Source organism: Colwellia sp. 12G3 (assembly GCF_002836775.1).
Lineage (GTDB): Bacteria > Pseudomonadota > Gammaproteobacteria > Enterobacterales > Alteromonadaceae > Colwellia.
In genome coordinates this window covers 80,742-101,832 of sequence record NZ_PJAQ01000007.1, presented here as the reverse complement: position 1 = coordinate 101,832, position 21,091 = coordinate 80,742, and the positions used below count along the sequence as shown (strand labels likewise).

General features: G+C 38.8%; 13 protein-coding genes and 1 pseudogene. 4 read left to right on the top strand and 10 right to left on the bottom strand.

Translation table 11 applies throughout. From position 1 onward, the window contains the following. Nucleotides 1-193 precede the first annotated feature (193 nt). Genes CXF71_RS02760 through CXF71_RS02745 form a run of 4 tightly spaced genes read right to left on the bottom strand, consistent with a single transcriptional unit; the run spans nt 194 to nt 3,885 of the window. Nucleotides 194-709, bottom strand: a complete 516-nt coding sequence (locus CXF71_RS02760; RefSeq protein WP_101231467.1) for a nitrous oxide reductase accessory protein NosL — start codon at nt 707-709, stop codon at nt 194-196. Then, nucleotides 709-1,527 (bottom strand): ABC transporter permease, encoded by an 819-nt coding sequence (locus CXF71_RS02755; RefSeq protein WP_101231466.1) that lies wholly within the window; start codon nt 1,525-1,527, stop codon nt 709-711. Before CXF71_RS02755 ends, CXF71_RS02760 begins: the two co-directional genes overlap by 1 nt. Beyond that, the gene (locus CXF71_RS02750) at nt 1,527-2,480 is read right to left on the bottom strand and encodes an ABC transporter ATP-binding protein (protein ID WP_101231465.1); all 954 of its coding nucleotides are present in this window, start codon (nt 2,478-2,480) and stop codon (nt 1,527-1,529) included. Before CXF71_RS02750 ends, CXF71_RS02755 begins: the two co-directional genes overlap by 1 nt. Nucleotides 2,481-2,484: 4 nt before the next feature. Then, a complete protein-coding gene (locus CXF71_RS02745; protein ID WP_101231464.1) occupies nt 2,485-3,885 on the bottom strand; it encodes a nitrous oxide reductase family maturation protein NosD in 1,401 nt (466 codons plus the stop codon). A 361-nt stretch (nt 3,886-4,246) separates the two neighbouring features. Between CXF71_RS02745 and CXF71_RS02740 the strand changes: the two genes are divergently transcribed. After that, on the top strand, nt 4,247-5,149 hold the full coding sequence (locus CXF71_RS02740) for a hypothetical protein (RefSeq protein WP_101231463.1): 903 nt from the start codon (nt 4,247-4,249) through the stop codon (nt 5,147-5,149). A gap of 256 nt (nt 5,150-5,405) precedes the next feature. Here CXF71_RS02740 and CXF71_RS02735 read toward each other — a convergent pair whose 3' ends face one another. From CXF71_RS02735 to nosR, 3 genes are all read right to left on the bottom strand, one after another. Continuing rightward, nucleotides 5,406-8,030, bottom strand: coding sequence for an immunoglobulin-like domain-containing protein (locus tag CXF71_RS02735; protein ID WP_157826686.1), 2,625 nt, complete (start codon nt 8,028-8,030; stop codon nt 5,406-5,408). Between the two features lie 493 nt (nt 8,031-8,523). Beyond that, nucleotides 8,524-10,434 (bottom strand): TAT-dependent nitrous-oxide reductase, encoded by a 1,911-nt coding sequence (gene nosZ, locus CXF71_RS02730; protein ID WP_101231497.1) that lies wholly within the window; start codon nt 10,432-10,434, stop codon nt 8,524-8,526. Nucleotides 10,435-10,498: 64 nt separating this feature from the next. Continuing rightward, nucleotides 10,499-12,688, bottom strand: a complete 2,190-nt coding sequence (nosR, locus tag CXF71_RS02725) for a transcriptional regulator NosR (RefSeq protein WP_232771358.1) — start codon at nt 12,686-12,688, stop codon at nt 10,499-10,501. A 283-nt stretch (nt 12,689-12,971) separates the two neighbouring features. Between nosR and CXF71_RS02720 the strand changes: the two genes are divergently transcribed. Beyond that, complete coding sequence (locus CXF71_RS02720) at nt 12,972-13,406, top strand: hypothetical protein (protein WP_101231461.1); 435 nt, start codon at nt 12,972-12,974, stop codon at nt 13,404-13,406. A gap of 112 nt (nt 13,407-13,518) precedes the next feature. Here CXF71_RS02720 and glsA read toward each other — a convergent pair. The 3 genes and pseudogenes from glsA to tyrS all read right to left on the bottom strand — a co-directional run bounded on the left by glsA (nt 13,519) and on the right by tyrS (nt 17,772). Further along, nucleotides 13,519-14,520: pseudogene (gene glsA / locus CXF71_RS02715) on the bottom strand (glutaminase A). A 15-nt stretch (nt 14,521-14,535) separates the two neighbouring features. After that, the gene (locus CXF71_RS02710) at nt 14,536-15,966 is read right to left on the bottom strand and encodes a DcaP family trimeric outer membrane transporter (protein WP_101231460.1); all 1,431 of its coding nucleotides are present in this window, start codon (nt 15,964-15,966) and stop codon (nt 14,536-14,538) included. Between the two features lie 606 nt (nt 15,967-16,572). Continuing rightward, on the bottom strand, nt 16,573-17,772 hold the full coding sequence (gene tyrS / locus CXF71_RS02705; protein WP_101231459.1) for a tyrosine--tRNA ligase: 1,200 nt from the start codon (nt 17,770-17,772) through the stop codon (nt 16,573-16,575). A 402-nt stretch (nt 17,773-18,174) separates the two neighbouring features. On the opposite strand from tyrS, the gene CXF71_RS02700 reads away from it, so the two are divergent. Together CXF71_RS02700 and CXF71_RS02695 are read left to right on the top strand one after the other, a co-directional pair. After that, entirely contained in the window at nt 18,175-19,671 is a 1,497-nt protein-coding gene (locus tag CXF71_RS02700) for a peptidoglycan DD-metalloendopeptidase family protein (protein WP_101231458.1), read from the top strand. Further along, nucleotides 19,664-20,887: an anhydro-N-acetylmuramic acid kinase gene (locus CXF71_RS02695; protein WP_101231457.1), complete on the top strand. Its 1,224-nt coding sequence runs from the start codon at nt 19,664-19,666 to the stop codon at nt 20,885-20,887. The genes CXF71_RS02700 and CXF71_RS02695 overlap by 8 nt, the downstream gene beginning before the upstream one ends. Nucleotides 20,888-21,091: the final 204 nt, after the last annotated feature.

The following is a 21,091-nucleotide window of genomic DNA, read 5'->3' as shown; positions in this document are numbered from 1 at the left end:
TAAGAGTTTTGTAACTTATTGAAGTTAGGTGAACAAAGTAACTTAAAGTTCCAGTGACGAAATTTAAGTGTCTATTAAGATATTTTTACAAACCAATAACAGGTTATTGGGAGTAAAAATAACGCTGATAGGCGCTTAAATAGCGTTATTGGGCAAATTCGCTTATCCGAAGTTCAGGTTATTTAATCTCTTTTTACCAAAGACTATCTTGATTCACTTCTTTAAAACTAAGCACTGTACCGCCAAACTCAGTAGCAAACGCTTGAGCATCAGTTTGTAAACTAAAGCTGGCTAAGGTTTTGCCCATAGCGCCTGTTTTTTCCGAGCCCACAACATACCAAGCATTTTTCGCATCAATAAAGTATGTATCATCAATACTGTTACTACCCCAAGGCATTTTACTCATATCATGCACTAGCATTTGACTGATGTTACGGGTGTTTTCAGGATCTAGGTAATAGCTAAACATGTCGCGAGTAGAACAAAATTTAAAGACTTTATCGCCTTGTTCTTTTCTAAACACTTCGCCTTTAGGGCCATCAAAATGGGTGATGAGCATGCCACATAAATGACATTCATCGCTGCTTTCCATGGCAACTGCTTTATGAATAACGGTTTGTTGTGCTGAGTTATCTGAACAAGCAGACAGAATAACTAAACAAAAAATAGTACAAATATTGAGACTGAGCGTTTTAAAAATAGCAGACATTAAAGTTTTTTCCTTTTAAAGATAAAAATGGCAATAGTTAAAGGTAATGCAACCCAAGCCAATAAAGCGGTGAATAATTGTGCTTGTGATAGGCTGGCGTTAATGGCAACAGCAAGCGCACCGTTAACATCACTACTATCAAGTCCGGAAAGGTTTACTAAACGGAAAATGTCGGCAGGATTAAGCATCATTAACTGAGTTAAACCCGCTTGGCTAATACCATTTTCAACGCCAACCAGTAAGGCTAATAAAGCTAAATCAAAAGCAAGCGCAAATAAAAACCAAGTGATTAAGGCAAAACCAGCCGCTTTAGACTTTTCACTAACCGATAAGCTAATTAAATAAGAAATAGCGGTAAAGCTTAAGCCCAGTAAAATAGCACTGAAGATGAATACCGAGAAGCTAGTGAGCACCTGTATATCACCGAGTTGAAAATACAATAATATCGCGGATGAGCCAAAACCAAGTAAGGTTGCTAGCGCGATAATACTCCCTTGTCCGATAAACTTACCCAGTAATAATTGGCTTTTACTTAACGGGTAGGTCAATAACAATAACAAGGTGCCACTTTCTTGTTCGCCAACAAAGCTATCGTAGCTCAGTAATAAGGCAATGAGCGGAATAAGAAAAACAGCTAAACTGGCTAAACTTGCAACCGTGGTTGAAAGTGACGCTACGCCAACAGCGCCAGAAGCTGCAGCACCAAAGTAGGTTAAACCAAGAGACAGCAAGGCAAAAATGAGGGTAATAGAAATCAACCAACGATTTCTTAACCCATCGTGAAATTCTTTATTGGCAACGGTTAATATTTGTCTCATTAGCCTTGTGCTCCTTGTTCATGTTTCTTTTCAGGTAAAGAGAGCTCATGCTTAGAAAGAAAGTGCTGATAAACTTGCTCTAAATTAGCGGTTTCTACCTGTAAGTCATCTAAGCCTTCATGGCTTAGTAGTTGTTTTAATACCTTAATTTTTTCCTGTTCAGGTACTAATAATGTGTTTGGACAATTAGCGGTTAAAAAACCATTAAGTGTACTGTCATTAGCAACTGAGCCATTAAGTCCAAAGGGTTTAATAGCAACAGGTAAGGCCGCTTGTTGGCGTAATTCGGCCAATGTACCCATAGCTAACAATTGCCCTGTTGATAAAATCATGGCGCGGTCAATATGCTGCTCAACGCCGGGCAAAACGTGGGAACATAAAATTACGCTTGAGCCGTTAGATTTTAATTGATCAACTGTTTGATAAAAATCTCGGGTAGCGATAGGGTCTAAACCCACGGTTGGCTCATCAAGTAATAATAATTTAGGCTCCCCGATAAAGGCTTGCGCTAAACCTAAACGTTGTCGCATACCTTTAGAATAGGTTTTTACGGGTCTTTTCATCGCATGGGTGATGCCAACTTGTTCGAGTAAAACTATGGCATGTTTTTTAGCGTTTCCTTTCGCAAAACCTTTTAATTTAGCAAAATAGGTTAATACTTCTAAACCAGTTAATTGCTCATAAAAGCTGACGTTTTCAGGTAAATAACCAACTTTACTACGACAATGCCAAGCTTCTTTTGAATCAGGCGCCATACCCATTACTTCAACCTTGCCACGACTAGGTGAGATAACACCTAAGATGAGTTTCATCATGGTGGTTTTACCCGCGCCATTATGGCCAAATAAACCCATAACCTCGCCTTGATTCAAGTGCATTGTCACTGATTTTAACGCATCGAGTTGCGGGTAACTTTTACCGGCATTGGTGAGTGATACTAGTGGAGTACTCATAAAATTATTCCTTCAAGCTTGCGCTAGTTGCAGTCTGGGCAGCGTGACTTTTAGTAACAGTAGGTGTTGAAACGACAAGTGATGTCACTGCTTGCTCATTACTTGATAAACTCGGCGCGCTCATTAACGGAAAGCTGTCTTTGACGCCCGGCGGTTTAAGTACCGGAAATTGCCTTTGTACCCAGCGCAAAATTAAAATAGCAGGGCTGTCCATAATCATTTTCATTTCAGGGTATTGCCAAACGAGTTTGTCTATACCGTCGTTCGGCTCAAAAATGGTATCGCCAACGCCATCATTATCCATATCCCAGCCTAAATAATTACTCCAGTAATTGCCTTTACCCTCTTTGCTCCACTCTTGTTTCTTATTAGAAACATACTTAACTTGGGTGGGATTGTTGATAAAGCTATTACCGAATATTTTTATGTTTTCTGACCCTGCTGTAAGATGAATACCAATTTCAGCGGTATCAATAATATTGTGTTTTACCGTGTTATAACCTGAGTTATATACAAATAAGCCTTTACCATCACGGCCAAGTACTTTGTTTTCGGGTTTGGTCCAAACGTTTTTAATATGGTTGTGACTAAATGTTGATTCGGTAATAAAGTTCAGGAGAAAACCATAATCTTCGCTATCGGTAGTTGTATTACCGGTAATGGTTAACCGACGAGAACTCATCAGGGCATAACCTGCACGGGTATTATAAGCGGTATTGTTTTTTACGGTATTGTCGTAGGAATACATATAATGTACGCCATAGCGTAAATGATGCATGGTGTTTTGTTCAATGACATTATCTTGACTGGAAATAACATAAATACCGTCACGTGTTTCATAGGTTTCGTTATTAAAAACATGACTATGCGTTACATTGGCTACTTGAATGCCGTTGCCTCTATCGGACGAGCGCAGCTTAATGTTTCCTCTTACTATATTATTGAAAATTGTAGCTTTGGTAACATGATTCAACCAAATACCAAAACCATCACCCGATAAGCTGTTATTTTTAATGATTAAACCGGTCGCTTTTTTGTTATTTACTTTGTCATGTGAGTAGATGCCAGCATTTTGCTCGGTTAAGTCATCACCCCAATTAATAATATTCAGATTAGCTATGGTGATGTGGGAATTTTTTAATCTAAGCGCATGGCCTTTTCCTTGTGCGTCAATCGTCACCAACCCTCCGCCTTCCTCGCCAACAAGCGCTATTTGCGTGTTAATAATAAAATTACCTAAATACTTGCCAGCAGTTAAGGTAATAACATCGCCATCTTGGCTGTTATCTAAGGTGTGCTGTAAGTTATCAATGGCCGATAACTGATATTCTTGCGCCACTAATGGTTGAGCGCAAAAGATATGGGCTATCAGTAATATTACAAAGCGTTTGGATAATAAAAGCAAAGCGATAATTCTTTAAAAGGGTCACTAAAAGTAGCATAACATTATTAGTTGAAAATCAATTGATCTCGATTAAACAACTTGTTTTTAACTGGGGGATTTGTCACTAAATAATTAGCCAACTATTAACGGTATTTTGCATAACTATTAGGACTCTAAGCTCAATTGGACGTCTTGCCGCCGTATAAAAGAGCAAGGGAGGTACTTTCATTAGCAATTGAGTTGCTGATAACTTGCTTCTGGAGTAGAGCGAGTATAAATATCATGGATCTGTGGACAAAGATTGTACTCCATCATAAAATGCTTAAAAGCTACGCAACTCCCCCTTGTCTGGAGTTGATTATAAGGTAATTAAATTTTAATAATGAATGCATCGCTAAACCGAGTTTTCTTGCTTTTTATTCTTTGTTGCTCGTTGCAAATAAGCGCCAAAGAAAAAATCATTTGGCTTGTGGAAGATAAAACCGAAAACCTCAATTTATTAGAACGTAAGTCACCAAGTAACTCAGCCGCGACTTCTGTCGAACGGCGGATTATTTTTGCGTTAGAGAAGTATGATATTGAAGTGAAACGGGGTTCATTCAAGCGAATAACCCATTTACTGAAAACATCTTCTAACTCATGTATTGCAAATCGTGCAAAACTTAAAGAGAGAGAGGAGTATTCCTATTATTCTTTGCCTCAAAGTTTCTATCTTACCCACAAAATTTATCGATTCAATCAAGATACTCCATTATTACCGTCTCTGTTTAATCAACAAGGTGAACTCAAGTCAATTAAAGCATTATTTGATAACCAACCCAATCACCATATAGGTTTAGTTGAGGGCGTTTCATTTGGCGGTTATTTAGATAAAGACATTGCCCAACTCAGTAAAGCTAATATTTATTATCGAGGTGGAACACATCGAGTGTCAGCGCTGGAGTCCATGTTATATGCCGGTAGAGTAGATTATTTATTATCGCTACCTGTTGATATGACCCCAACCGTAATACAACAAAAAAAGTTGCAGCAATTTAATGTAGCTGGCGCACCGCCTTTTTTGATTGCACATTTTAGTTGCTCAAAAACTGAGTTTGGTAAACAAGTCATAAAAGACATTAACCAGCACTTATTGGCTACCTATACCAAAGATAACTTCGAAGAAATTAATGGACCATGGTATTCGAAGCAAGACAAAACAGAGATACAAAGTTATCTCCAAAGGCATTATTTAGACAATGAAATTGCGCTCAACAAAGCACAGACTCATAAAATTGAAAAATAAGATTGTTTAAGAAAATTTAAAAGCTGTATTCAGGCTTAAGTAACACCCGGAATGACTAAGTGAGCATTGGCAGAGAGACAACGTTATATGCCCGCCGTCATTCTCTAGATGTATTAGCTGGGCACCAATTCTTTTTCTTAATTAACTCAGCCGCCACATAAAATAAAACCCCGTATCAACTAATTTGATACGGGGTTTTGTCTATTTTCTGGTAATACTAATCGTTATATTTTTTAAAAATAACTTTATTACTACTTTATTCAACGGTATAAAGACTATTCCAAATTTCACCATCGTCGCCAACTGCACGGTCATCGTCTGAATAATTAGATTGTTCAGAATACATGATCATTTTATACGTAGTGCCTGTTTCGCCTAGCGTACCAACCACATTGGTAATTGCACGAGTTTCTCTCAACCAAAAACCGGCCGGTAAATCACTGTCTAAGTCGCTGTTAGATTCAACAATAATATAGGTACTGTTATTAACAGTGTCTATATACCAAGTAAAGTCAATTACCTCAGCTCCATCAATAAATTGACCAGTACTTGGCGAAGCTTCTGTTGCCAAATTATCATCATTAAACATTGTGCTTTCGCCATTATCTAACAAGGTAGTACCGGCAATATTAGCTTTTGTTACAAGGTTGGTACCGCCACAGGCAGCAACAACTTCATTAAAATCAGCAAATGAATTCGGGGTGATTGGTGCGCCTAATTCAAAATCGGCGAGATCATTCCAACCTGATTCATAATTACAGGTTAAGGTTGTTGGTGTTGTACCGTCACCACCTGATGTTGAGGCTGGAACCATAACTCGGTAATCTGTTGAATGATCTTGACCAGTAACTGAGTCTTCAGCATAAATTCGCACAATGACTGTATAGCCATTGGTAGGGTCAAAACTATCATTACCGAGTAACTCTTCATCAAACATTGCCGCATCAATAGTTTGACTAGTTGCGGATGAATCATTTATTTCGTCCCATACTCCCAATACCCAGTTACCTTGTGGATCATCTATTTGAACAAGCACTTCACTAATATTGGTACCTTCAGCTAAAGTCCAAGCAATAGTAATATCTTCACCAAAAGTGAAGTCGCTCATATTATCAATAGTAGCCTGAGTAGCCTCAGGATATTTACCTACTGTTTGAGGTTCATAATTTACCGGATTTGAATAGGTAACAAGCGGTTGACCAACAATGGCAGGATTTGCTGGATCGGTCAGATCTAAATTAGCTTGATATAAATTGTACTCAATTGTATCGCCAACACTGAAAATGGAAGGATCTATTTGACCTGCTTCGGTACCAAATTCTCGCCAATCCCAAGTATACTGTTGCTCAGCTTCATTATAGATATGCCCCTGTGAACTGGTTGAGGCAGTGCCAATATAGAACATATCTTTAACTGAACCGTCTTCTCCGCTAATAATGGCAACACTTGCCGATAAGATAGGTTCACCACCGGTGCCGTTATTGTCTAGATCATTATCTTCAAATGAGGTATTAATGCCACAGGCACCAGCAAATTCGTCAGCGCCATCATAATCATTACAATGATAATTTAAGTCATTTAACTCGACAATTTTTTGATCTCCTAATAACTGCCAACCCAAGGTCTCATCTTTAGTTACAAACCATTGTTCACTTTCATGATCAACCTTTCCATTAAATGAAACTGAAAAACTTACCATTGCAGTGCCGGCGTCAGAGTCTAAATTATTAACGGCTAGGCTAATGAATGAAATACCTATCATGTCTGGATCGGTTAAAATGTCCGTTAAGAACTCATTTCGCGAACCATCTTCATTAATAAATTCATCGCTGAAGTAACCTTCAATATCATCACGTGTCGGTAAACCGTCACTAAATTCACTGGTAAATGCTGCAAATATATTAGTGATAGCAATCGTATCCGTCACAGCTATTACAACACCACCAGTATCAACCTCAATAACGACGTCGTTATCATCCGAATCAGTAATATCATCTGTAATTGAAGTGTTATCAAGTAGGTTAGTAATGGTGGCAATATTATCATCACCCGTTTCAATATTAATTAAGTCTAACGCGGCATCTACACCAGAATGATCAGCACTGAAGCTACTATTAAGTAAATTAATGGCAGTGTCTAAACCTAAGGCATCAAAGACGTTTTGTAATTTTACCTGCAAAGCATCTTCTTGCGCGTCTAATTCATCAGCGCTAAGAGTAGTATCTATGTTTGAGTCGAAAAAAGACTCCGCTAATTGGTGTGCTGTATTCGCAATAATTAAATCTGTAAATGGTGTAATATTTACTGTACCACCAACACTGGCTTCTTCTGTGTAGGAATGTAACTTATATGATTTACCACCTACAGTACCCTCTGCACGTAAACGATAAGGAGCTGTTAAGCCAGTAACATCTACTTCATAACTACCATCAGCTTCAATCACTGATGACTTAACTACACCAAGCGAGCCTTTAACTACAACAGTACCCACAATAGCGGCACCACCAGCGGCTGTACCGCTAATAGTTACAGGTGTTACGGTAACTGTTCTTGTAGAAGTACTATCATTTCCCGCCATGTCTTCCGATGAGTATGTTAAAACATATTCACCCACGACAGCTTCATTAACCGTACCGGTTGTTACTACAGCAACCGAACCGTCTACGGCATCAGTTGCTGTTGCTCCTTGATCAGCATAAGTCGTGTTTTGGAAAATTGTGATATTTTTCTCGCCTGTTATTGTAATGACAGGAGCAACAGTATCTAACATAGGCGTAGGCGTTGGGTCACTATCACTTCCACAGCCCGTAATAGCTATTGCAAATGGCACTAGCAGTATTGGTAGATATTTGGTTTTGAGATGTGCTGTTAAGTCTTTCATATATGTCCTTATCAAATGATTTCTTAAAGTTTTTGTGTATTTTGGAGGAGATAATTTTCTAAAAAATTCAAAATCAATAATATTATAGGAGAAGATAATTAATAATTCCGTTACATTCATGTTAATTAAATTACTAGTGTAAAGCAGATATAAATAAGGGGTATGGTAGTTATTTTGTGTCTCAAAATAGGGGAGGGTTGAGGTGTTATAAATTATTTATTTTTTTTCATCTACTTACCTTTAAGTTTTCATTAAAATACGACCTCTGATTTCCATACTTTTATTGTATCGCTGTGTGACAGAACCAATTTGACTAAACTGCAGACATAAAAAAGCCCAACATATTCCTTGTTAGGGATATGTTGGGCTTCTAATGTTTTAACTAATTGTTATTATATTAAAGCTTAAGCTTCAACAAACATTCTTCCATGCTTGCTTAATACAGTTGCGTGACAGAACCAGTTCTGGCTCTATACACAACAAGCATTAAAATTTAAGCTTCAACGAACATGCGACCACGCATTTCCATATGTAGTGCATGACAGAACCAGTTACAGTAATACCACTGCACACCAGGTTTATTAGCGATAAAGGTAATAGAAGAAGTCGCTTGAGGACCAATTTCCATTTGAACACCGTGGTTAGTCATACAGAAACCATGCGTTACATCTTCTACCATATCAAGGTTAGTTACTATAACGGTAACTTCATCACCTAAATTAACGGTGAACTCGCTCATGCCGTAAGTTGGTGCAACTGAAGTCATGTAAACACGTACTTTCTTAGGATCTTTTTTGTCACGGATAACTTTGTTATCACTCATGGTATCCACGCCATCTTTTTTAGCTTGCGCTAAAGTAGGAGCGAAAATTGAATCATCACGAGTCCAAACTTTTTTAGTTTTAACTTTAGAGCGATGAATAATTGTACCATCATGTGGTTCAGCGAAAGTTGGACCATCATGTACAAGTTTCATGGTATCGCCAGAAATATCAACTAACTGATCATTTTCTGGTTTTAATGGACCAACAGGTAAGAACCTATCTTTAGAGAACTTACATAATACCACTAACCATTTACCATCAGCATCACGTGTTTCACCAGAAGAAGTCGAGTTGTGACCCGGTTGGTAATGAACATCTAGTTTTTGACGGATATAGTTAACTTTTTTACCTTGATAAGCTTGAATAGCTTCTTCGATATTCCATTTAGCAATTTGGCTATCTAAGAATAACGTTGTATAAGCATTACCTTTATTATCAAAGGCGGTATGAAGTGGACCTAAACCTAACTCTGGCTCACCAACAATAGTGTCACGAGGTTTGATTTTATCAGCGAATAAGTCATCTAACTTATCAATTTGGATAATTGATACTGTAGGTGATAACTTACCGTTAGCCATGAAGTACTTACCGTCTGGTGAAGTGTTCAAGCCATGTGGAGATTTTGGTACTGGGATGTAACGCGTTAGTTCAGAGCCTTTACGACCATCAACTACTGGAACATTGTTGCCATTGTAAGTTTTGAATTTACCTGCTTTAACTGCAGCTTCACAACGTGCAAGATTAAATACTACAACGTGATCACGTTCAGCAGAAATCATTTCACCTAGGTTCATGCCCATTTCTGAGTTGTAACATGTAGAAGCGAAGTATTTACCATCATAATCAGCATCAGTGTTATCTAAGTTACCATCAACCATTACTTGGAAAGCTATTTCCATGGTCTCAGCATTAATAACATTGTATAAAGAACGGTAAGTACTGACATCTTTCATGCCGGCTTTACCATCGTTATTCATTGGAATTTCAAATTCACCATTACAAACAACATATTTTGTAAAAGGAACTTTTTGTACACGTAAACCATGAACAGCTTGTACGTTAGGTACAGTGATCATTTTGTCAACTTTCATCACGTCACAACGAATACGAGCTACACGAGAGTTAGCTTTATCATTGATAAATACATACTTACCGTTATAGCGACCGTCAGTCATACTCATGTGCGGGTGATGTGAATCACCCATCATGATATCAGCACTTTCGCCCTTAATATGCTTAGATTCGTTAGTTAAACCCCAACCAGTCGCAGAGTCAGTGTTGAAAACTGGAATACGCATTAGTTCACGCATTGATGGGATACCCATAATACGTACTTCACCTGAGTGACCGCCAGACCAGAAACCGTAGTATTCATCAAGTTCACCAGGATGAACAATAGGGCTCAAGCCTGCTTCTTTTGACTTAGCTTTTGCCGTTGAGGCAAACATGGCGGCTGTCATGGGGGCAGCAATAGCGCCTGCGCCTATTAGTGCAGTTTTACCGAAAAATTTACGGCGTCCTTCATCTTCCAATTTCACATCATTGGAGTCATTATTCAGTACTAACTCTTCTTTACTCATTGGTTTTCTCCACTTTGCTTTTAATTTAGTTAAATTTGTTAAAATTATTTTCAGAACGTATGGCTTAGCCAACATTTACTGCTTCTATTTCAGTTTCTTTGTATTTTGCTTTCTTTCTTGCTAATTTTTTCAATGGCGGACATTTTTCTTCATTAAAGTAAGTCACTTGGCAATCTAGGCAGTAATGACACTCACGCATATTGATAACGCCATCAGGATCAATAGCTTGAATTTCACATTCTTTAGCACAGGTTTTACACGGCTGACCGCACTCAGGACGACGACGTAACCAGCTAAATAAACGAATGCTGTTACTGGTTGATAACGCTGCGCCTAACGGGCACAAATAACGACAGAAAAACTTACGATTGAAAATATTGATGATAAGTAATGCACTGGCGTACAGCACAAAAGGCCATTCACGATCAAATTTTAATAAAAAGGTTGTTTTAAATGGCTCTACTTCGGCAAATTGCTCGGCAAGTGACAGTGACTCCATTGATAAACCAAAAAGCGCCAATAAAATAAGATATTTAATTGCCCATAAACGCTCATGCACAGCCCAAGGCAATTCAAATTGTGGTATTTTGATGTAACGAGCAAAGATATTCATCAGCTCTTGTAATGCGCCAAAGGGACATAACCAGCCACAATAAACGGCACGGCCCCATAAAATCATGGTAACGGCAGCTGCACCCCAAAGAATAAATATCACGGGGTCAAGTAAAAATAAATCCCATGAAAAGTCAGACATAAACGCTTGTAAGAAGGTAAATACGTTAACTACAGAGAGTTGTCCGCCCCAAGACCAGCCAATAAACACCACGGTAATAATTAAGAATAAGTGGCGGAAGTTGTGCATAAAGGTTGGGTGACGCACTAAAATATCTTGAAAAAACAGACTCATAACCACGATAAGCAGCAAAACTATTAAGACAATAACTTCAGCTTCTTTCTCTTGCCACACTTGTTGTACGAGTGTTAATTCCGGCTCAGGCATAATGACTGGTGGGCGGTCTAGGTATTTATCTAACGTGTGATAATCGGACTTAAAACTGGTGAAAATACTCTCTAATGGACCTGTTTGACGACGAACTAGTAACTCTAACTGCCAATCAGAAGCGGGATTAAATTTGTGGTGTTCACGGATAATAAATATTGATCGCTCAGTGAATGATGGCGCTCCGACAACATAAATATCAGGTACACGGCTATGATCTAAATCTCTAAAGGCAAAGGCATCACTACCTTGTAGTATTTGAATACGGTCAAAAATAGCGCCGCGAACATAACCTGACCCTTTGAACGAATAACCTGTACCCATCAACATAACGGCATGTTCACCAGGTTTTAATGAAGACATAATATAGTCATATTCACTATCACCGAGTAAGTTACGCCCCACGGTAGGAATGTTTAATTGTGCAAAATAAATCTCAGCAAACATATCTTGCTTTTGATCTGTACTGGCTTCCTCAACATGTTCGGCTTCAGTACCAACAAAGGCTTCATCAACAGTTTTTCTGTTTAGATATAACTTACGAATAGAGCCATCACCGGTGAGGGTAGTCCAATCTGATTTGGCAAACACGTCAGGATAAATAGTGCCCATTGGTTGAATGACTTCTTGGCTAGCACTAATGATACCTAGCGCACGAGCAACCTTGGTCGCTGATTTTACAATGCCAACATTCATCACCATTACGGTAACGGTTGCGCCAGAAAGGCCATCGATATGAATAACGTTTTCGGTTTTGTTGCCGCCTACTTTTAGTCGGTCACGGACATGTAAGCCGTCATATTGATCGGTAAAGGCGTGTAATTTACTTTCGGGAATGCCAGCTAAGATAATGGGTTCATGATGCTCTAATACTTTTGCACCTAGATAAACGCCTTTAGCATCAATAGCGACTAACATATTTACTGGTTCGCCTGAATAGGCAGGAATTCTAGCTATATCGTTGGTTTCAAAGGCGTAACCTATGATTTCTTCGCCATTATCTCCTTGCTTAAAAACGGTCCAAACTAAGGGACCATCTTTATTCGTTGCTTGTTTGTCACTAATCTTTGTTTGTTCTGCAAAAATTTCCTTAATTAATGGCATAGGGTCTTTAGGCGGGCTAACAAAAAGTGCTTGTGCTGGCATGATGACACATAAAAATAGTACCAATATCTGGGTAAGCGCAACTCTCAGTGTCGACACTGTGTGTTGGGGGAAACGTATTAAGCCACTATAAAACTTATTTACTAACATGAAATCGCCAAAGCTCTGTGTTCAGGCAGTGTGGCAAAAAAATAGCCAACTGCGACAATATGTCACAGTGTACGCTTGTGCTTTAAAGCCGTTATGATGTAGATCAAGCTATGTAAATAAATGTACGGCGCTATGAATTCCTTAAATCCTTTTAAAAAATAGGGCTATAAGTATTGTTATGTGGTTAGTGACTTTAAATAAAACCATTACTTTACTTCAATGGTAAAACACCCTTTAATAATCATTACAGTGCACAATCAGCGCGCTTTATGAGTAAATTTATATGTTTTCAGTACATGGTGATTGGCGTATTTTAGTAAAAGATAATTATGTCTTGCAGTGGTTTAGTGGTTGCTGGAATGAAGAAGCGGCGATTAAATATTGCCACGAATTTAGAGAGAAAACAGAGCATTTAAATGGCACACAGTGGGCAATCATCTCATTTCTGGATGAGTGGGAGTTAGGTGTTCCAGAGATGGAGTCTCATCTTATTGAACATTGTCAGAAATTTAAGGACAATGGTTGTATTAAAGACTGCCATATTTATACGCCATCTGCGTGGAAAGCGATGCAGCTTGAAAATATGATTTCGCAAACTGAGGGAAATTATGAACGAAGAGTGTTTGTTGAAACTGCAGAGGCAATTACGTGGATGAAAACTTGTGGCTTTTCTATTGAAACAAACGAGTTTTTAAATAGTTCACCCGTTGTAAGCTAAAGTTCGCTGATATGTTTTAGTGCTTCACATAAAAAACCAGTCATTATGACTGGTTTTTTCTTGTGCTGATATAGTACGGTAAGCAATGAGATGATGGAATTATTACTGTACCTTAGAAAATATTAGCGTGTAATTTCTCTGCGATATAATCAATAGCTTGTTGTGCACGTATGCTATTCCCCGCGGAATCAAGTCTTGGTGAAAATACGGCGATAGCAAATCTTCCTGGAGATACCGCGATAATACCGCCACCGACACCACTCTTGGCTGGTAAACCTACTTGATAAGCCCACTGGCCACTATTTTCATAAAGACCAGCTGTTGTCATGACAGCTAAAACGCGTGAAACATTTTCACTACTCATCAAACGTTTGTCTGTTAATGGGTGAACACCGTTATTGGCCAGTACTGATGCCATCACGGCGAGATCTTTGGCGGTAACGGCAACTGAACATTGGCGTGTGTATACTGCAAGGTTTAGCTCAACATCACCATAAAATCGGTCATACGACGTTAATAACTCAGCGATGGCGCGGTTATGACCATTGGTGTCAGACTCAGATTGATAAACGTCTTACAAAACACTTAACTTTCGGTTGGCAAAGGTATCATACCAAATGGAAAGTGCTGACCACTTAGCTTTTTCAGTTTTACCATCAAGTAAGCTTACGGTGGCAATAGCACCGGCATTGACTAAAGGGTTAACACTTCGTGCTTTGTTTAATTCTATCGCGGTTACTGAATTGAATGCTAAACCTGTGGCATTAACTCCTATTTTATCGACAATAGTTTGTGGGCCTTTTTGCTCCATCGCTAACGCTAAGGTGAATACTTTAGAAATAGATTGAATAGAGAAGGGCTGGCTAACGTCGCCTTGGGTATAAATTTTTCCATCTGGGGTGACCAAAGCTAACCCAAAATACGCTGAATCTACTTTGGCTAACGCAGGAATATAGTCAGCATTTTTTCCTGGATTTTGTTTTTTAAGCGTATGGTAGGCATCATCTAATATACTTTGTATAAGAGGTTTTGGTGGAGATTTTGCCAGTACAGTGCTGGCAAAGGTCAATACCAGAAGCTGCAGGCAGATTATCAAATAATGCGTAAATTTCATTAAAATACTTCCTTGTTAATATTTAAAGCCGACAGAGAGTTGAAATCTAAAGTTATCAGCTTCAAATTGCGCTTTACTTTGTATATCACCGTATTGCATTTCAACCCCTGCTTTGATTTGGCTCGCGGGATACCAGATAAGGTTAACCGTTGAATAGGAGCTATTTTTAATGGATTTGTTTTTTTGTGTAACTAGGTTGTCAACGCTAAGGTAACTATAACCAATGGCACTACTCCATTTTTTACTCCATTGTCTGTTATAGAAAGCGAAGCCAGCAGTAACTGGAATTGCTGTTAAATTACCATTACCATCTAAACCGGCATCAACACCACCTGTTTCATCACCTTCAACTCCGGCATCACCACTGTAATAACTACAGCAGGTGTCATTAATATAACGGCCTATACCTTCGCCATATGCCAGCTGAAAATTTATTGAGTCAGCTGATGCTATTGCTATTTTACCGGTCACATTGAGTCCCCAACCTAATGTCGTATCTTCAATTGCAGTACCGCTTATGGTTGCTTTATAGCCCAGTTGCCTAAACACCATTGCTGAATTTATGTAACCAAAATCACCGCGGTGCAAGTAAGAGGCAGTAAAGTCAGGTAACTCATTAATATCATCATACGGAATTTCACCTGTAGAATATCTTGGTACGGCAAAATCACTGGCAGACTTTTCTACAGTAAACATTATTCGTCCACTTTTACTAATATCAGTGCTATAACGAATTTGCGGCTGGCGTGCGAATACCAATGAGTTTGGGCCCCAGAAATCTAAAATATTAGGGAAAGAATTAATGTCCATAAAGCCGGTAAAGGTTTGACCGGCACCAAAGTCACCTATTTCCCCCCACATATGGGTAAGATTAATGCCAGCATTACCCTGGCTGTCAAACAAATCAAACTCAAAGCGAGTGGTCATTACGCCATACTTGGTTGGCGTAAAGCTTTTAAAAGACAAATTAGACTGGCCGACACTAAATAGGGTGTTGTCTGTAGTGGTATCATTCTCATAAGCAATGGATGATGGTTGAAAACCAGCACGGTTGGTCATTTCTCCATTATTATAAATAGCATCTAACCAAATTTGTCCGCCAATCTGCAATGTAGTATCACTATTACTCAGTACTATGCTTTTATCAGGTGCTTCAAAATCATGACTCGGTCGTTGCGAGGTCTTAGGTATGACTATGACCTTTTTGTCACTATCGGCTTTGCTTGGTTGAACTTTAGTTGTTGCTGAGTTTTGACTGTTTTTCTTTTGTATTTGTTGCTCTAGCTCTAATAAGCGTTGCTCTAAACTTTGGATGCGCTCTTGATCTGTTTGCTGACTATAAGCGTTTACTGAGCATAACGTGCTTAATGCAACTAAAGAGAGAGAGAATGAGCTGACGACGCTAAAACGTCGATATTTTGGATGTTTCTGGGCGTGGTTAGTCATTTTAAACCTCATTTTGTTGAGTCATATTCATTGGATGGCGTAAATTTAAGTAAATACTTAGCTTCAAATAATAGCAGTAGACTGTGATAGATACAGGTGTGGATATAATCATTTGAGTATCATCCCTGATCATAATCAATTTCTCTACATTATCTCAACTGAAGGATAAGACAACCCGTTATTGCAAATAATTACCATTAAGTAAACTAATACCAAGTTGATTAAGTTCTTTCCCACTCACCGAGAATTAAAAGGCTTAGAGGTAAGGCATTGATTGAAGAGAATGGTTATTCAGGAGAATAAGCTCCTGCATTCTCTAATAAGCTGCATCCATGCAGCGTCCTTATCAAAATCAATAACGCAGCATGTAAACCTTTTAAACTGGCCCTCTGGGAGCTTTCTCGATGTTCACTAACATCGTTAAGTTTATTTGATTTAAAATGACTAAACCGAAACAAATTTGCCTTGTTATTGAACATCGAGCAGAGCTCTGAGTTGGGAAGAAATTTAATCAAATTGGTATAAGCTAACAGTATAAAAAAGATATAAAAAAAAGCCAGTAAGTTCATTACTGGCTTGATAGAGATGACTAAGCTTTGTGAGTTATTAACTTACAGTGATACGTGCAAACTTACGTTTACCTACTTGATAAACCGCGGTCGTGCCAGCAGTAATGATTAAGCTACGGTCAGTCACTTTTTCGCTATCAATTTTAGCCGCACCTTGTTTGATCATTCTAAAGGCATCAGAAGTACTCGCCACTAATCCAGCTTCTTTAAGCAAGTTAGCAATGGCTATCTCACCATTTTCAGCGGTAATCGTTAACTCAGGCATGTCATCAGGTAAGGCGCCTTTTTGGAAGCGATTGATGAATTCCTCATGTGCAGCTTGTGCCGCAGTTTCATCATGAAAACGTGTAATAAGCTCCTTTGCTAAATCAATTTTAACATCACGTGGATTTTTGCCATTTTCTATATCGGTTTTATAACCTTCGATTTCTTCAAGCGGTTTAAAGCTAAGTAGCTCGTAGTAGCGCCACATCAATACATCTGAAATTGACATTATTTTGCCAAACATATCGGTAGGCGTATCAGTAATACCGATGTAGTTACCTAATGACTTAGACATTTTTTGCACGCCATCTAGGCCTTCAAGTAATGGCATCATTAGTACTGTTTGTGGTCGCTGACCTTCAGATTTTTGTAACTCTCGACCCATTAATAAATTAAACTTTTGATCGGTACCGCCCAGCTCAACATCAGCCTCAAGCGCAACAGAATCCCAACCTTGTACTAGTGGGTACATAAACTCATGAATAGCAATGGCTTGGCCGTTAGCGTAACGTTTTTTAAAATCATCACGTTCCATCATGCGCGCTACTGTTTGACGAGAGGCAAGTTGTAACATACCAGCAGCGCCCAATTTATCCATCCAAGTAGAGTTAAAGGCAACGGTTGTTTTAGCCGGATCTAATATTTTAAAGACCTGCTCTTTATAGGTTTCAGCGTTGGCTAATACATCTTCTTTGGTGAGTGCTTTACGGGTAACATTTTTACCCGTTGGATCACCAATCATACCGGTGAAATCACCAATCAAGAAAATAACTTCATGACCTAATTGTTGGAACTGACGTAGTTTATTAATTAAAACAGTGTGGCCTAAATGTAAGTCAGGCGCTGTTGGATCAAAGCCGGCTTTAATTTTTAGCGGTTTCCCCGTTTTAAGTTTTGTTAATAACTCTTCTTCTACTAATATTTCTTCGGCTCCGCGCTTTAGTTCGGCGAATGCTTGGTTAACGTCGGTCATTAGGACTCCACAGATTGGCTTTATGTACTTAGTCTTTTAATAAATGATAACTACTGGGTGGTACACTGAAAACAAGGCGCACACTACTTTGATAAATTGAGTGGTTATACCAAACGGATTAATAGACTAGGTAAAGATTATTTAATGGTCGAATTCTACTGCACTTTGCAGGTGGGATAAAACCTTATAATGGCTTTTTTAGTAAAGAATTTATGATCCTGATGATAAACAGACTGAATAAAGCGAAAGTTTGTTCTTTAAGCCACTTACATTTGTTTACACATACTCTGATGTGCAATGGCCAGAACCATAGTTATAGCGGTATTTTTTCTGTAGTTTAGGCATAGTTTTGATATAGTCAGTAGATTACCTGAATTTGATATTTATTTATTTTCTCCCGCTATGAACGTTTCGAGTCGAATCCTGTTGAAAAAATTATTAGAAATATTTCAAAACTTACCCAAGCAACATCGTTGGATTATTATTGCCAGTAGTTGTTTTTTATTCCTTTTACTTATCATGCCATCGAGTAACGAAAGTCTTGATATTGAAGATATCCAAGTCGGAAAGCGTATTCAGATAGCCTTACCAGAGAGTATAGTGCCTGGTGGAAAAGCACTAAGGCAAAGCGCTTTACCGCAACGCAGTATTACTATAGCCAGTAAGACTATAGCGACTGAAACATTACCTTCGTTAGCTCAATCCTCAATCGCGCAAAACGATGGCAGCTTAGCTAGCGGTCAATTACAAAGAAAGGTCAAGATACAAGACTCTATTGAAGAGCTTGCCAGTTTAAGTTGGCAAACGGTAAAAGTGCACAGTGGTGATTCATTGGCATTAATATTAAAACGTTTAGGTTTTAGTGCACAAACTACTTATGCGGTGAGTACCGCTAAAGGTGACGACAGTCAGTTATTGAAAAGTCTTAATGTTGGTGACCAATTGCGTGTTGCCAGCAATGAAACGCAACAATTAGCAGCACTTGAATACCCTTTATCTAAAACTGATACTTTATTTATTAATCTTGTAGGCGATAGCTATCAATCTCATCGGGAAAGTAAAGAAGTTGAAATACGTGAAAGTTTTAGCTACGGCACCATAACGTCGAGCTTTTGGAATGCAGGTGTGAGTGCAGGACTGAATGATAGTCAAATTATTAATTTTGCTAATACTTTTGGTTGGGACATTGATTTTGCGCTAGATATACGTGAAGGCGATAGCTTTCATATTACCTTTGAAAAGAAATATGTTGAAGGTGAATATATTGGTACCGGCAATATTTTAGCTGCTGAAATTACCAATCAAGGCGAAGTGTTCCAAGCGATTCGTTTTACCGATGATGAGTATTATAGTCCTGACGGAAGAAGCATGCGTAAGGCATTTTTACGGGCGCCAGTGAGTTTTAAATATATAAGCTCTAGCTTTAAACCTAAACGTTTTCATCCTATTCAAAAACGTTGGAAAGCACATCGCGGTACTGATTACGCAGCTAAAAGAGGCACGCCAGTGGTGGCAGCGGGTAATGGTAAAGTCACTCACTCTACTTTTAATAAGTACAACGGTAATTATGTCTTTATTCAACACGGTAACGGTATAGTGACCAAGTATTTACATTTTTCTAAAAGAGCGGTGAAAAAAGGAGATCGAGTTAAGCAAGGGCAAACTATTGGCTATGTTGGCTCAACAGGCATGTCGCAAGCACCGCATCTGCATTATGAATTTTTACTCAATGGTGTACATCGTGATTCACGCACGGTAAAACTACCGGATGCAAAGCCCATAGCGAAGAAATACAAAGCTAACTTCACCTTGCTAGCAAATGAGCGATTAGCTGCATTATCAGGGGCCAAAAATGCATTATTGGCAACTCAAGCAAACGATATTGCCCCCAATGACTAACAATAACAATATAGCGCAAGGAAAATACTACATTGGCTTAATGTCAGGTACCAGTGCTGATGGTATTGATTTAGCACTAGTGGACTTTACCGATAAGGGGCAACAACCTCGATTGCTAGCCAGTTTGTATCAAAGTTATAGCAACGCTATTAGCGATAAAATTACCTCACTTTATCAACCGGGTAACAATGAAGTTGATCGCGCTTTTCATTTGGATGTTGAATTAGCGCATCTGTTTGCTCAAGCTATTAATACATTACTTAACCAAGAAAATCTTAGCCCTACCGATATTATTGCCATAGGTAATCATGGGCAAACCATTCGTCATCGCCCCAGTGGCAATAACCCCTTCACCCTACAAATAGGTTGTTGCCAAACGTTGGCTACAGTGACAGGGATTCGTGTAGTGGGACAATTTCGTCGTAAAGACATGGCATTAGGGGGACAAGGCGCGCCTTTAGTCCCTATTTTTCACCAACAGTTATTTGCTCAAGCAGTTGATGCGAACTTTGTGGTGAATATTGGTGGTATTGCCAATATTACTTTTTTGCCAGCACAAGGCACTAATCAATCAGTGTTAGGTTTTGATACGGGTCCGGGCAATGCTTTACTTGATGACTGGTTTACTAAACATCACTCATGCAGCGATAAAAGCTATGATGAAAATGGAGCTTGGGCGGCAAAGGGGCAAGTTAATCAAACGTTACTGACGCAGTTGATGCAAGATGATTACATCAAAAGTGCTGCGCCTAAAAGTACCGGAAGAGAATACTTCCACCTTGATTGGCTTGAACAACAACTAGCTATTTTTACAGAACACACTGACTCTCAACACCATGCAGTAACTGATAACACTATTGATGAAGAGAGCGATAGAGTAGTTAAGGCAATAGACATCCAAGCGACACTATTGGCTTTTACCGCACAGACTATCAGTGATGAAATTACGGCATTAACTGCACAAGGTAAAGTCTACTTGTGTGGTGGCGGTGTACATAATAGCGCCCTAGTTGATGCACTTAAAGGCAGATTAAATACATCCGGTTCTGCTTTTGAAATCAATACGATGCAAGCCTTGAATATTGATGGTGATATTCTTGAAGCGATGGCCTTTGCTTGGCTTGCTTACGCCTTTGACCATGGTTTAGATAGTAATATGCCCGCTGTAACTGGTGCGAGCGCAAGCTGTACCTTAGGTAATACTTTTATTCCATAAGTTTTGCCATACATTAGAGTGAGTTGGATCAATTGAGCAACTTCTTGCTTAAATGCCAATAGTAATCTACTAGCATTCCATCACTTCCACACTATACTTAAATACGTAGCGTTCAAAAAGCGAACATGTTGGCTGTGAAAGTTATGGGTTGGTTATATTGAATTCTAATTTAGTACACCATTGAAGTTAGCGTCGAGGAGGGCT